The following is a 14,357-nucleotide window of genomic DNA, read 5'->3' as shown; positions in this document are numbered from 1 at the left end:
TCCCCCCTGGGCCTGGAGGAATCCCTGCCCACTACCTAAACCAATTCACATGGATGAGTCTTCACTGTTGCACTTAATTTGACAATTCGGGACTTAATTTGACAATTCGGGAACGTTTCTTTTTGCTTGATTTTCCATAAAATATGATATAATAGAGACGTAAAAAGGGACGCCTCCCAGGGCGTCCCAATGAAGAGCCGTTTTAAGAACGGTGGCAAGAAACTACAAACTAAAAGCCGCAGTTACTCGTCAAAGCTAGTGCGGCTTTTAGTTTGCCTATTTTTTCCGGAAAACCCGGAGGGCCGCAACCAGCGCAGAAACTGCTAAACACAGTTTCGTCAACGCCTTGGTCAACCGTGTTGCCACGATGACCAAGCCGATGAGTGCGCCGAGTACGGTAGTGATCGTCGCAATTGCGGCAACCACAGACAAACCAGTACCTCCTTTCTCTGGAATATGAGGCAATGAACCTAATGTCCATTGGCGTCACCTTCTTTCGAAACATAGAGATACCACCGCTCATTAACTTCTCTTCGCCTTATATTTTACTCCTAAAAAGCGCCGAAAACCAGTCGTATCAAGGCTTTCGGCGCTTTTTCCATTGCTGAATCAGCACTCCGGAATTGACAAATATTGGTAGGAAGTGCAATATGGATACGATTGCATGAGCTTTCTCCTCTTGACCCGCGGTCAGGATGATTAGCTCGTAAATTCTTCTACTCCCAGGAGGGTTAGAGGCACTGAAAGCCGTATCGACTTTCAGTGCCTCTTTTATTGGCTTAAGCTGTATCAATCCTTGCTTTGTTCCAGTCCCTGGACATAGACAACAGCCGCTTTGTTAATGACGACCATCTTATTATCGCGGCTTATCCACAAAACAAAGGCAAAAGCACGAATAAAATGACCGGTGACTTGTTCGCCAGTGGTTAACAGCACGACCACGTCAGTATCGATTACTGCGGCGTATTCGCGATCGTACGCTTTGATCTTGCGCGGTGTATTGCCTAAGGCTTGGCTGACGACCGGCTGGTTCTCATCTTGTACAGCGTCTAGTTCATTCTCCTCTGCAAGTTCAATTTGTTTCTGAGTCACCGGAGCTTTCGCTGCCGGTTTGGCTGATTTTGTTGTCTTCGGCTTCGGAGCGGCACTCTTTATTGTGAATTTTTTGTGCAGATCATTCTTTTCCACTTTGACCAAGTTGTTCCCTCTTTTCTATGTACGAGCAATGTGTTTCTTGGCTGCGGTGCGCTGTGAAATCGTTTGCTAGCTGCTACACCATAGGTTGTACAATCCTTACTTTGATATGGTACAGCGCACAAAGCGGTTTGTAATCTGTATTTTCCCGCCAGGCGACGATTCCTTGTTGCCAAGAAGGTGGAATAATTTCAAAACGTGTTTCCGCTTGGTGAGCCAAAACATTGACATACAAGTTGAAGGCGGTAGGGTTCATCGGCATTTGCGGTAAACCATCACGGGGTATCGTAACGAAAACAGCATTATTTGGAACGTTAAGCATTATTGTTTTCCCTCTTTGGTGTCAGCGATTATTCTCGGCATTGCTGATAACTGGATTTTTCGTATCTCGTGCGTTCTCTAATTGCTTTGCGGCCTTGTCGCGACGCTTGATCCGGTATACAGTACTTTCGCTGACACCGTAGGTTGCAGCCGTATCTTTGGCCGTGTGTGTTTTGACGTACACGCGGATCGCTTCCAAGCGTTGCCCAGTTGCAGCACGCGGCCGGCCATCACGAAAATTGGGGTCATGCGCTTTGGCGTATGCTTTACCGGCCTGAGTACGTTCGATGATCATGTCTCTTTCCATGTCGCTGTATGCCAGCATGATTGTCATCAGCATTTTGGTCATCGAATTTTGGCGACCGGTGGTAGCGTCAATGGCAAATGTTTGACCTAAATTGATCACCTGGATTTTAATGTTGTGCGTCAGCAGCGCGTTAACAACGTTGAGTGCCTCACGGGTATTTCGCGCCAATCGGTCGAGCTTTGTGACCATTAACACGTCATCAGGGGCCAGTGTAGCGGTCAAGCTGCTAAATACTGGTCGTTTGGTCGTCGTACCCGTATATTTTTCCGAGAAGACCTTTTGCGCGCCAGCAGCGCGCAGCTCTTGAATCTGCTCATGCAAATCTTGTCCGGCGGTAGAAACCCGTGCGTAACCGTAGATCATTACCGTTTCTCCCTCCTGGTTTTGACAGCTTGTTTTGACACCTTTATAAACGCCACTATAGCGCGGTTTTGACTTTGCTGTCAATACTGAACAGTTATGACAGTGATCTTGGTATATTCTTTGTTACCGGAACTGCCGATTCCTCCTGTGCTCAAACTAATTGACCGTGATCCTGCAAGAATCATAGCGAAAATACGGAGGTTAGTCGCGGTATAATGGGTGCAGAAAGAGTTTAGAGGGTGAAGTAATTGCGTTTATGGCACCAAGCCTTAATTTCGAAGTTGCCAAGGCAACAGTTGCTCGGGCAACATCGAGAAATTGCTGCACTGAGAGGAAACGGTTGGGGACGTCGGCACGCCACTGTAGATTACGTATTCAGACATTCGCCGTTTAAGCTATTTCAATTTCACAGGTTAGTGCTGAATGAGATGGTACGGCGTGGCTATCAACCCAATAAATGTTGGTATAATCCTCTGTGCCGTGGCCAGCACTGTCCGCCTTACAAACAATTGGCGGAAGAAAGGGAAACGGATCCAATTTATCCAGAACATGATGACGCCTATCTGCAAGAGTGCCTGGCCAACCTACGACAAAAGGGAATCGATTTGTGACTTGGTAACGGGAGTGGTCTATCACAAATGAGTCGGTGAAGGCTTCGGCGTATGAGGCATGACGTACCGCACCGGATCAATACATGGAGAACTGAACAAGAAACGGTATTCGCCCGACTAATGGCGTTAGTCCTTCAAAAAAGGACAGATGTTGGTGGTGCGCGCGTTAAGTTGAGATGAGGAGAGGCAATCAGAATGTGGTTCAACCGCTATTCCGTGGGACTTTTGATAGTTGGCTTAATTTCGACATTGTCCGTTTTTGGTTTTGTACAACCAGTTAGTGCAGACAGTACGAAAAGTCATGACGAATTGGGCCTATTATCTACTAACGATGCACAGCAATTAGACGACTTAAATAATCAGCTCAGCGCCGATGGGGCAGACTGTCAGATCGTCCTATACAGTTATCGAAGCCTTCCGAAGAATAGTGAGTGGGAGGAACTGGATGATTTCGTTAATGGTCGGCCATCTGTAAGTAATTACATCGACATCGCAGATGGCGCCAAAGAAGAGATGTTTGCGCACAAACTGGGGGTGGAAGATGTATCTGCTTTGTCTGATTCTCAATATCGAAAATTGGACAAAGCAATGAAGCAGCAATTGATTTTGTTTGTCGTTCCTGTGGAACAAAACCACTATCGGATCATTCCTTCTGGCAGCGGTCTAGACGGGGGCTTTATTACAGACTTTCAAAATTGGTATACAACTATAGGGCTGTGCTCCACAATAACTACTGGAAGTAACATCGTTCGCTTCGCTCGTCGCTACGCAGCGTTCTATCAAACCCATTACCTCCATAATTCACAGTATCCACAAGGTGAAACTCCTGATTGGAATATGGTACAAAGCTTTATTGTTTGCACCACACTTCTCTGGTTGCCAGTTATGTTCCTACTGTGGTGTCGACGGCAACCGCCACGGAATCCCCTTTCCCCTGATGACTTCCATGATGATGGTGGCGAAGATGATTTCTTCATAGGCTATATGATAGGATCTGAGATGAAGGATCATGACAATGGGTAACAAGACTATTGGTCGACTGATCATTATTGGGTTAGTTCTGCTGCGGTGCGCCATAGCAGCCCTGACCATCGCTATTTGGATAATCGTGCCCACCATCTTCCTTGATATTATCTTCCCCAATCTATTTAGTGAACACTTGACACTTTCTTTAACAGTATGCGCGTTGGCGGGAGTCATTGCGGACGCAGAAAATAGCCGCTTCGTACGTCGCTGGTGGAGAAATAGGAAGACAAGGACCAGCGACTTAGTACAGACAAAAAAACACGATGATTGATGATTTGAGTGGTCCTAGCTATATAGATAAGTACCGACCGGCCCAAGTGGGCGCATTGTCTGGTTTAGAGTACAACTAGGTTGTGGAGACTAGCGCCTTAGGGGTTAATTCCTTAAGCTAGGAACATGCTCGCTAGCCAACAGTACTTAGCAACTGGCTACAACCGGTCCTTGCAGGAGCAAGCCTTGAGTGACGCTTTTTATCCAGCCCCCTGCCTTGCGCAATCGCCCCCAATCACCATGCCGATGAAGAATATATTTTGTACGCGTTACCGACGCCTGCGTAATATGGGAAATGACTTGTATAATATAGTACGACAGGTCGCACTGGATGATCGATAAAAGCGACAGTTCAAATTTGGAGAATACAGGAGAATAAGATGGCACTGACAAGCGAAAGAGAAGCAATGATTTGGAAAACCTTGAATGACACACGAGGAAAGATTGAACCGTCTGAGTACAAGAATTACATATTTGGGGTGATGTTCTACAAGTTCTTGTCTGAAAAGGCCCAAGCGTGGCTTAAAGGCGTTCTTCGGGGGGAGACTTGGGCGGCTGTCTGGCAACAGGATTCAGACAAGGCCTCCGAGTTCATGCAACGAACACTTGGTTACGTGATTCGACCAGGGGACATGTTTTCCGACTGGGTGGCGGCTATCAACGAAGATAAGTTCAACATCATGATGGTTTCGGATGCAATGGTTCATTTCGATCAAGGGGTTAGTCCAGAGGCTAAAAACGACTTTGCGGGTATTTTCGCGGATATGGATCTGACCTCCTCTCGTCTTGGGGCCAATGCTCAGACACGTACGGCAACCATGATGGATTGGATCAACCTCATGAACAAGATTGAGCTCGATGAGGATGCCGATGTGCTAGGGGATCTATACGAGTATTTGATCGGCATGTTTGCGGCTAATTCCGGGGCGAAGGCTGGCGAATTCTATACACCGCACCAAGTGTCAGATATTATGGCCCGTATCTTGACGGCTGGTCGTGAAAATCTTGAAGAGTATTCGCTGTATGATCCAACGATGGGTTCTGGATCATTGCTTCTGACGACTGCCTCATACATGAAGAATGCCGGTGTCCGAGGAGCAATCAAGTATTACGGACAGGAATGGATCACGACCACCTACAACCTAGCCCGTATGAACCTCATGATGCACAAGGTCGAGTACAACGATATCAACCTGCGAAATGCGGATACATTGAATAGTGATTGGCCAGACGGTGTTGTCGATGGGGTTGATAATCCACGGATGTTCGATGCCGTGATGGCCAACCCGCCCTATTCCCAAAATTGGGACAACCAAAATCGAGAGGATGACCCCCGGTTCCGATTCGGTGTGGCGCCAAAATCAAAAGCGGACTACGCCTTTCTGCTGCACAGTCTTTATCATCTAAAGAACGACGGCCGGATGGCCATCGTGTTGCCGCATGGGGTGTTGTTTCGTGGTGGTACTGAGGCAAAAATCCGCAAAAAGTTGTTTGATAACCATAATATTGTGGCCATCATTGGGTTGCCTGAAAAGATCTTTACTAATACTGGTATCCCAACCATTATTATGGTGCTGGAAAAAAATCGAGCAACCGATGACGTGCTATTTATTGACGCATCAAAAGGGTTTGAAAAACAGAAAAATAGTAACAAGCTGCGTCAAAGGGACATTGACAAGATTGTCAGCACTTACCTAGCTCGTAAGGATTTGGATAAATACGCCCACGTCGCAACAATGGATGAAATCCATGATAACGATTACAACTTAAATATTCCGCGTTACGTGGATACATTCGAGGAAGAAGAGCCGGTTGACACAGCCAAGCTGCTCGAGAGTATGAAGTCAGTATCCGATGAGGAAAGACAGCTTACGGCTGAATTGAAAGACATGATGGCGGATCTGGTAGTCACCCATCCAGAGGACCAGCAAATTCTGGATAACTTGAAGGGAGTGCTTGATTATGAGTAATGTTCGGGATAATCAGGACTCCAAGCCAGCTGTTCGCTTTAAGGGGTTTTCTGACGCTTGGGAACAGCGTAAGTTATCTGACATCTCAAAAATATTTATCGGGTTGGTTACAACAATGACCACAAATTACACGATCAAAGGCACTCTTCTAATTCGCAACTCAGATATAAAAGATGGCCGTTTTGAATTTTCAAAAACCCCTATTTACCTAAATGAAGAATTCGCGCGGAAAAACAGAACGCGTAAGTTATTGGAAAATGACGTTGTGACAGTACACACTGGCGATATTGGAACATCGGCAGTTGTCGGGCCACATGAAGTCGGTGCAATTGGTTTTGCAACAATAAACACTCGTCCTGTCTCTCAACTGTTGGATTCAAAGTTCTTATCCCTGTTTTTGAACACTGTGCAACACAAACAGTGGGCGTTACGAATGTCTACGGGAGATGGAAGAAATAATTATAATCTCCGTGACTTTACCAGACTGGTCCTCTTCGTACCGTCTATTACGGAACAAATACACATTTCAAAGCTGCTAACCTTGCTGAATGAAACTATCGCTCTTCATCAGCGTAAGGTCGAAAACCTCCAGAAACTGAAGAAATCGCTCTTGCAGCAAATGTTCGTTTCTGGCAATGATCAGGTTCCGAAAATCCGCTTTAAGGGGTTTGCTGACGCTTGGGAAAAGCGGAAGTTGGGAGATTTATTCCATAAGGTGAACGAGAGAAACAATGGACAGTTTGACAATACCCGGTGGATCTCGGTTGCAAGAATGTATTTTCAAGAACCAGACAAGGTGACATCAAACAATATTGATACACGAACTTTCGTTATGCGAAAAGGGGATATTGCTTTTGAAGGACACCCCAACAAAGAGTTTATGTTTGGTAGATTTGTCGAGAATGATATTGGAGATGGCGTTGTGTCTGAACTTTTTCCAATTTATCGGCACTCCGGTAAATACAACCTAAATTACTGGAAGTATGCCGTCAAATTGGAATGGATTTGGAAGTACATCTTTGCAAAGTCGATAACATCGTCTGGTAATTCCTCAAACAAGCTAGATACAAGGCATTTTGAGCGACAATCAATTCGAACTCCGACAATGGACGAACAAAAAAAGATCGGCAATTTTTTTGCTAGTCTCGATAATCTTATCGCAGTCAACCAGCGTAAGGTTGAAAACCTTCAGAAACTGAAGAAGTCTTTACTGCGCCTTATGTTTATATAGTTCGTAAGTTCCTGAGTAGTTCTCTGGGAGGGAATGGGTAAATGGCAGAAGATAAATTTGAAAAAGCAGTGATCGAGAAGCTCAAGTCAGAGGGCTGGACTTACCGCAACGACCTCTCAGGAATGACGACTGATGTACTCTACAATCATTGGCGCGACATCTTAAACCAGAACAACGCCAGCAAGCTGGCCGGTATGCCACTGTCTGATACCGAATTTGAAGGGATCAAGATGGAAGTGAGCAAGAATAAGACCCCTTACGATGCACAGCTAATGATCGCTGGCTCTGGCGGTATTGGTACAGTGCCGCTCACACGTGATGACGGTACAAAGCTGGAGATTGAAATTTTTTACGGTGACGATGTTGCTGGTGGACGTTCACGCTACGAAATCGTCAACCAAATTACGTTTAACGAGCTCCCCTTTACACTCAGCAAAAAACGCCGCATTGATGTGATGCTACTGATCAATGGCTTGCCCGTCGCACATATTGAAGAAAAAGATGAATCGTTGCAAAATCAATGGAGTGCTTTTGAGCAACTACAGAAGTACGACGGTGACGGGATGTATACAGGGCTGTTTTCGTTCGTTCAAGTCCAGTTCATCTTGTCGCAACATTCGGCTCATTATTTTGCGCGGCCGAAAAATGCAACAGAATACAACAAGGACTTTGTTTTCGGCTGGCGAGATGATCATGGTAAAGATGTGACGGATACGATGGCGTTTATCCATCAAGTATTGGGTATCCCGGCGCTTCATCGCTTGGTGACGGTTAATATGATTCCGGATGCGGCTAATGACAACTTGATGGTCATGCGCTCTTACCAGATCCAAGCCACCCGTGCTATCTTGGATCGGATGCGAACGATGGAAGAGAATAACTATGTCGAAAAAGAGGGCGGCTATATTTGGCACACCACGGGTTCCGGCAAGACCGTGACTGCGTTTAAAGTTGCGCAGTTACTGGCATCTATGCCCAAGGTCCGCAATGTCTTATTCATCGTTGATCGGGTTGATTTGATCAGTCAAACCTACGAGAACTTTAAAGCTTATGCCTACAAGACCTTTGAACAACGAATAGAGGTTGTTAACGGCCGTCAGCTTAAGCATCACTTGAAACAGAAAAGACTGACCTCCCATATTTATCTTATTACTGTCCAGGGCCTGGACAAAATTGTAAAGTCGGGGTTGACGTCCAGCGAGCGACAGGTGATTTTGATGGATGAAGCGCACCGTTCTGCTTCCGGCGACACAGTCAAACGGATCAAGAATGCCTTTCCCAACACGACCTGGTTTGGGTTTACGGGCACACCCAATTTCTATAGTGATGAGGTGCAGGATGTTCAAACTTCACAAAACATTTCGACACATGATATTTTCGGCAGGCGGTTGCACCAATACACGATCAAAGATGCTATTGGAGACGGCAACGTCTTAGGTTTCGACGTCACTTACAGTGACGTTGACGTGGAAGCTGATCACGCCAAGAAGCGTACTGAAGAGGATTTAGAGAAGGAGGTCTACACCTCGTTGCCATATCGGCAAGCGGTGGTGGAAGACATTGTTAAAAATTGGGATGATATCCATTCTGGCTCAATTGAGATGGGCGTTCGGCAACGTAATCAATTTTATGGGATCTTAGCAGTATCAGGAAAACAAGCTGTGGTTGCTTACTATGCGTTGTTCAAAACTTTGGCTCCTAAATTACGGGTAGCAATGACTTATTCGCGCGATGAAAATAATGGTGAGGGTACTTCCGACCTACAAGCGGCGTTAAAGCAAGCGATGGTTGACTACGCATCTTTATATGGTACGCGTAATTTCTTAGACGCCAAAAATCCAGAACGTGACTACCTCAATGACATCACAAAACGCTTGGCCCACAAAAAACCGTACAACCATAAACTTTCCGATGAACAGGAAATTGCCCATCCGCAACGACTAGATTTGGTCATCGTTTCTGACCAACTATTGACAGGATTTGATTCCAAGTACATCAACATTATCTATCTGGATAAAATTCTGAAAGAAGGTATGCTGATTCAGGCAATGTCGCGCACGAACCGAATTATCGACAAGAACGCCAAGCCCTATGGCAAGGTGCGTTTCTTCCGTAAAGGTGAGCTCATGGAAGAAAACGTTAAAAAAGCGCTGATCATATACACAAAAGGGGGTAATGATACCCTTAAGGATGCTCAAAAGCAACCGGATCAAACGGCCCAACAAGGCTTGCTCGATGACAATATTTTAGCGCCTAAGATAGCAACTCAAATTAATGACCTGCAGCCCAAAGTAGATCGGTTAAAGAAAATTTCCGGAAACGATTTCAGCCAAACACCACGTTCTGAACAAGATCGTTTGGAATTTACCCGGTTAGCGGCTGAAGTTAATCAAAAAGTGCAACGTCTCGTGCAGCAGGGCTATGTCCTCGGCGCACTGGTGCCGGAGGTTAACGATAAGGGGCAGCCTAATGGGAAACAGGTGGGCCTCAATATTAAGAGCAACCAGGAATTCAGTGCTCTCCAAGCCCGCCTGAACGATGTCAACGAATTGTTGCCCCCCGAGAAAAAGATTGACCTTGCCAATATCAAGGTGGCTATTGATTTATACGCCCATGAAATCATTGATTACGATAAGTTAGTGGCCTTGTTGAACACGTATATCGACGAAACAACGCCAGTCAATCGAGGCGCGGTTGAAACCCATATCACCCCAATGGATGATGATAATCGTTCAGAGATTGAAGACATTTTGGATGGAATTGAAAATGGTGATTATACCCGTCACTTCGATACCGATTCCCTGCAACGTGCCCGGAAAAAGATCCGGACTGAAAACAAAGAGTTGAAAATACGGCGCTGGTCAGCGGATCATGGAGCGAATGGTAATGACATTGTGGACGCGTATGAGTTGTATTGGCCGGGCGTAGGCCTTAATGATAATCCCAAACTAAAGTCATGCTTACTCAAAATTGAGGCGGATCAAAACCTTGGATTTTTTGAAACCGCTGATTTTGAGGATTCTATCCTGAGATTCTTCGCCACACTCAAGTGAGAAAACAATTCAAGAAAAACGTCATCCTAGACTGGACGGCGTTTTTTACGTACACGTACAAAATTGTTGCCATGCGCGTTTCCGAGGATTCCTGTTGGCTGCATTATACCGATTCGGACAGTATTACCCAGCTGCTGGAATCTTTAATGTCGTAGAGGGCCATAAATTCCTCAGTGGTAAAGCTTAGGAGACGACCGGTAGGCAGCTTTAGAAGATAATCTCCCGCGGATAAGCTGAAGCTACCCGGTGGTGCAGCAATTTGTACCTTGTTCTTACGCGTGATACTAGCCTGTAAGGGCTCAGAGAATCGCCTAACTTCCTTGATGTTGGTTCCGTCGTAATATATCCATTGGTCTTCTGTCCCCGGCTTACGTGCCGCAAGTCCGGCTGTGGTGACTCGATACGATTGTAATGTGGCGATTGGACCGTTAGCTTTAGGATAACTATGCAGAAAAGCGGCCAGAGAGATTACCGAATTGCGTGGGGTGAAGACCGGCCATTTTACATACTCTGAGGTTGGTATTTCGGTCATCTCATCCACTGAGGCTTGTTTCTGCAATCGACTCCATTGCTTTTGTGTCGTTACCCGCCAAAGGTAAGTGTTGCCGTCAATGGAGACTTTATAGACGTGCGGAGCCATGCGAACTTGAGGGGATGCATAGCGTGTTTCCTCAGCCGAAGAAGAATCCATACTATTACTATTAACGAGCTCTTCGACGCTGACTCCCTCTAAGTCTGCTGTTATTCGATTGATTTCGTCACAAACGGCACAATCGAGGTCAGTGCCGGGTTCGTGCAATTTGCTAAGTCCCTCACGGTCGTGTTTGGCGTACGCAGCGTATAAGTCCTGTTTAGTATATTTAGCCATAGGGGTCCCTCCGCGAAGTGTTTATAGATCTTATAATACCCTGATTATTGTTGGCAGTCGAGAACTTAAGTTTGTCTTCTTAACTAAGAACCAACTTTTCGAGGAATTGTGGAACGTAATATGGCACCGGCTAACTGGTTATATCACAATTGCGGCATGGTAAAGTGGTTAGGGTTCTTTCTCTCTAACCATACGGCTTATGTTGAGGAACAGGGCGTTATAGAACAGCCCGTTAAAGATAAAGAGGAATAGTCTCTTGAAGAGATCGGGGCCTTGTTGCTGAGTGCTTGGCAGACACAGAGCAGTATTAGCTTGCAACTTAAGCACTAGTCAATGGTCAACATATCCACAGTATTATGGGTCTTGGGGCTGGTTGTCACTCTCCTCCGCCACGAAAGTTCAATGATCTATAAAATAATTGTAGACTATTTAATTTCCTGCAAATAGTTACCGGCCCCACGATGTAGATTCTATCCCGATTGGGTGTACCCTATTGTTTCATTGTTAAATACCTGATATACTATGGGTGCGGAACGTAACAATAGGGTTGTTACATAATCAGCCAGGAGGTGCTAATCATCAAAGTCGGGTATGCGCGGGTCAGCAGCACTGACCAGAATCTAGACCGCCAGTTGGCAGCGCTCAAAGAGAGTGGAGTCGAGAAGCTGTTCGCCGAGAAGGTATCCGGCAAGAACACAGACCGACCAGAGCTCCAGCGTATGCTGCACTTCATTCGGGAAAAAGATGAAGTCGTGGTCCTCAGTCTCGATCGCTTAGGCCGAAGTTCGGACGATTTGACAGCCATCATCGATGAAATTCGGCGGAAAGGGGCCGTTCTAAATATACTGGACTTGCCATCCTTCGCAGGTATTCAAGACCCCAACCTTAAGGCCCTGCTCACCAACTTGGTCCTGGAAATTTACAAATATACTGCCGAAGAAGAACGGCGTAAGATCCGGGAACGGCAACAAGAAGGTATCAAGCTAGCCAAGGAGAGAGGGGTCTACAAGGGGCGGCAGCGGGAATACTCGGCTGACTCCCGCAACCCGCGTAAAAGGTACCTCTATCAGCAAGTTATCAAGATGTTGCGGACCGATCCACCTATTACGGTGGCTGAGATTGCTCGAACAGTCGGCCTGGAACGGACACAGATTTACCGTATCAAAAAATACGCCATCGCAGACGGCGTACTGACAAACGAGCAGAACCGTCAATAGTCCTTACGGAAGGGGCCAACCATCATGATCCAGTTCGTTTTGCGCCATAAGTTTCTCTCTATCGTTCTTGCTCTTCTGTTTTTCGGTTTGTTCTTCCTCAGCAAGGCTTTCGCTGCAACAATCGGATCAATATTTGGTGTTCTCTTTACTGTCGCGATGATTGGCTTGATTATCCTCATCCTTTGGCCCGTGATCCAATTTGTCTTCTATTTTATCATGGGGTGCGTGCTAATCTTTCTGATAATCGGCTGGATTCTTAGTTGGTGATCGATCCCAAATGAAAAGGCCAGCCCTCCAAGACTGGCCTTTGCTTTAGCTATTCTTCAACGCTTGTTTTTCGTAGGCTTCCCGGTAATAACTCACTAGCAGCCGTCGAATGGCAATTTTCGGGGAAGTCGTTGTCCCATCCCCGTTATCGCGGCTATAGGGCATGATCTGCTCACTGGTCCACGGACGCATGTGCTTGCCCAGAACAATCACGGCAACAAATGACTTTGGCCGTTTCAGCGGTAAGCCAGCGTCATCTCGTCCAAAGCTGTCACGGTCAATGTATGCCATCAGTGCCTTCTTATCTTCGTCCAGGGGGCCGCCCTGCATGACTAACCGCTTCACATCGGCACGCAAGATCCGGTATTGGTCCGTATAGCTGCCACGTCGCAATAAACGCTGAAACAGCTGGTCTTGGTCCGCCTGAGCTTTGGCGTAACCGTCCTGGAACCCACGGAAATAATCCGTATCTGCCCGTTTATCGATGGATTTTCGATTTGATCGGTCATAACTGCTAATGAATCCTTCTAAGTCGGTAGGCAGCACCTGGTACCCCTGTTTTCGGCTGTGCATCGTGGCTGCCAACTTGCCTTGCCGAATCCAACGCCGGACGACCTCGGGATTTGATGTTATTCCAGCCGCTTGTAGTCGGTCGGTGACTTCAATGATGTTCATGAGATCTGCCCCCTTCTTTATTACTACCGGTAGTGTAACATATTGTCTTCCGTCACGCCAAGAGGCCCCGATCGCTTACGCTGCAAGCAATCGGAGCTTCTCTTGTTGTATCTGTACTGAAAGAACGCTGATCTCTTTGGTAGTCTTACTTGTTCATTGCTTTAGCCTTAGTCAACCAGGTCATTACATCCCGTGCCGTAAGACGGCCAACCCATGACGGTGTATACGTATTAAAAGTCTCCTGCGTAACCAAACGCACGGCACGCACATCAATCCATGACGGTTTGTCCAATCCAGCAGCACGCCAATCTTTAATTTCAGCATACTGTCGCTTGATTACTTTGGATTTGGTTTTGTATTTAGTTGAGACATTGAAAACCATTAATCGCCCGTCCCAAGTTGGGACGATAGCTACTGGTCTGGTCTTCCCGCCAGGCCCTTCCGGATAGGATACATGCATCAAATACAGCTCGCCTAGCCTGCTAATCTTCATTGTCCATCAACCATTGTCCAAACTGAGCCTTATCTGCTGTCGGGACATGTTTCTGAATTTCGTCAATCAAGTCAGCTGCCTGGTCTTTGACTTGTTCTTCTGGTGTCAGAGCTAGAGTAAACGGAATCCGTTGTTCCGCTACGACTCGTTTGTACAAAGCGTTAATCAGCATAGAAGTGGGCACGCCAAGTTGATCTAACACTAAGTGGGCGGCCTTCACAGTATCACCGTCCACCATGGCCTGAACCCGCTTCTTGGCATTCTTGTCTTGATCTCGTTCCTTAACATCCATTGCGGTCCCTCCTAGGGTAGTCAATAACTCTTTTCAGACCTTATTATACCCCATAAGGGTCTTATCGGTAAGCGGTCGTTGAACGGGTATATGGTTCGCGCCGCAGCCTCCTTGTATGCTTGAGTCATCAAGTACACAAGGAGGCTTTTTATGGTTCAAATTAAAGATATTGTGCCGGTTCAAATGACAGATCGGACAC

The 14,357-nt window shown here is 46.4% G+C and carries 15 protein-coding genes; 7 read left to right on the top strand and 8 right to left on the bottom strand.

The features are described from left to right. Positions 1–276: 276 nt before the first annotated feature. The 4 genes from H627_RS20210 to H627_RS18525 form a co-directional block, all read right to left on the bottom strand. Complete coding sequence (locus H627_RS20210; protein ID WP_155827949.1) at positions 277–432, bottom strand: hypothetical protein; 156 nt, start codon at positions 430–432, stop codon at positions 277–279. A 357-nt stretch (positions 433–789) separates the two neighbouring features. Further along, a complete protein-coding gene (locus tag H627_RS0114030; RefSeq protein WP_027829434.1) occupies positions 790–1,197 on the bottom strand; it encodes a hypothetical protein in 408 nt (135 codons plus the stop codon). A gap of 73 nt (positions 1,198–1,270) precedes the next feature. Further along, complete coding sequence (locus H627_RS0114025; RefSeq protein ID WP_027829433.1) at positions 1,271–1,516, bottom strand: hypothetical protein; 246 nt, start codon at positions 1,514–1,516, stop codon at positions 1,271–1,273. Positions 1,517–1,537: 21 nt separating this feature from the next. Then, a complete protein-coding gene (locus tag H627_RS18525) occupies positions 1,538–2,185 on the bottom strand; it encodes a recombinase family protein (RefSeq protein ID WP_081674940.1) in 648 nt (215 codons plus the stop codon). Positions 2,186–2,433: 248 nt separating this feature from the next. Between H627_RS18525 and H627_RS19835 the strand changes: the two genes are divergently transcribed. The 6 genes from H627_RS19835 to H627_RS0113995 all read left to right on the top strand — a co-directional run bounded on the left by H627_RS19835 (position 2,434) and on the right by H627_RS0113995 (position 10,346). Beyond that, complete coding sequence (locus H627_RS19835) at positions 2,434–2,796, top strand: TIGR02328 family protein (RefSeq protein ID WP_081674939.1); 363 nt, start codon at positions 2,434–2,436, stop codon at positions 2,794–2,796. A 195-nt stretch (positions 2,797–2,991) separates the two neighbouring features. After that, positions 2,992–3,819 (top strand): hypothetical protein, encoded by an 828-nt coding sequence (locus H627_RS0114015; RefSeq protein ID WP_027829432.1) that lies wholly within the window; start codon positions 2,992–2,994, stop codon positions 3,817–3,819. Continuing rightward, positions 3,812–4,093, top strand: a complete 282-nt coding sequence (locus H627_RS0114010) for a hypothetical protein (RefSeq protein ID WP_027829431.1) — start codon at positions 3,812–3,814, stop codon at positions 4,091–4,093. Before H627_RS0114015 ends, H627_RS0114010 begins: the two co-directional genes overlap by 8 nt. A 379-nt stretch (positions 4,094–4,472) precedes the next feature. Beyond that, the gene (locus tag H627_RS0114005) at positions 4,473–6,062 is read left to right on the top strand and encodes a type I restriction-modification system subunit M (RefSeq protein ID WP_027829430.1); all 1,590 of its coding nucleotides are present in this window, start codon (positions 4,473–4,475) and stop codon (positions 6,060–6,062) included. After that, positions 6,055–7,293 (top strand): restriction endonuclease subunit S, encoded by a 1,239-nt coding sequence (locus tag H627_RS19495; protein WP_051225456.1) that lies wholly within the window; start codon positions 6,055–6,057, stop codon positions 7,291–7,293. Before H627_RS0114005 ends, H627_RS19495 begins: the two co-directional genes overlap by 8 nt. A gap of 41 nt (positions 7,294–7,334) precedes the next feature. Beyond that, positions 7,335–10,346, top strand: a complete 3,012-nt coding sequence (locus H627_RS0113995; RefSeq protein WP_027829429.1) for a type I restriction endonuclease subunit R — start codon at positions 7,335–7,337, stop codon at positions 10,344–10,346. A 103-nt stretch (positions 10,347–10,449) separates the two neighbouring features. Here H627_RS0113995 and H627_RS0113990 read toward each other — a convergent pair whose 3' ends face one another. Next, a complete protein-coding gene (locus H627_RS0113990) occupies positions 10,450–11,214 on the bottom strand; it encodes a hypothetical protein (protein ID WP_027829428.1) in 765 nt (254 codons plus the stop codon). A 575-nt stretch (positions 11,215–11,789) separates the two neighbouring features. Here H627_RS0113990 and H627_RS18510 point away from each other — a divergent pair. After that, complete coding sequence (locus tag H627_RS18510) at positions 11,790–12,431, top strand: recombinase family protein (RefSeq protein WP_051225457.1); 642 nt, start codon at positions 11,790–11,792, stop codon at positions 12,429–12,431. 312 nt (positions 12,432–12,743) lie between these two features. Here the strand turns inward: H627_RS18510 and H627_RS0113970 are convergent, their stop codons facing one another. From H627_RS0113970 to H627_RS19490, 3 genes are all read right to left on the bottom strand, one after another. Beyond that, the gene (locus H627_RS0113970) at positions 12,744–13,373 is read right to left on the bottom strand and encodes a hypothetical protein (protein WP_027829426.1); all 630 of its coding nucleotides are present in this window, start codon (positions 13,371–13,373) and stop codon (positions 12,744–12,746) included. Positions 13,374–13,518: 145 nt separating this feature from the next. Further along, positions 13,519–13,755, bottom strand: a complete 237-nt coding sequence (locus H627_RS18505; protein ID WP_155827947.1) for a hypothetical protein — start codon at positions 13,753–13,755, stop codon at positions 13,519–13,521. 100 nt (positions 13,756–13,855) lie between these two features. After that, the gene (locus H627_RS19490) at positions 13,856–14,158 is read right to left on the bottom strand and encodes a type II toxin-antitoxin system RelB/DinJ family antitoxin (RefSeq protein WP_051225454.1); all 303 of its coding nucleotides are present in this window, start codon (positions 14,156–14,158) and stop codon (positions 13,856–13,858) included. Between the last annotated feature and the right edge of the window lie 199 nt (positions 14,159–14,357).

The organism is Schleiferilactobacillus harbinensis DSM 16991, from assembly GCF_000425885.1.
GTDB classification, from domain to species: domain Bacteria; phylum Bacillota; class Bacilli; order Lactobacillales; family Lactobacillaceae; genus Schleiferilactobacillus; species Schleiferilactobacillus harbinensis.
The sequence above is the reverse complement of the archived record's forward strand: the minus strand, read 5'-3'. Positions and strand labels throughout refer to the sequence as shown.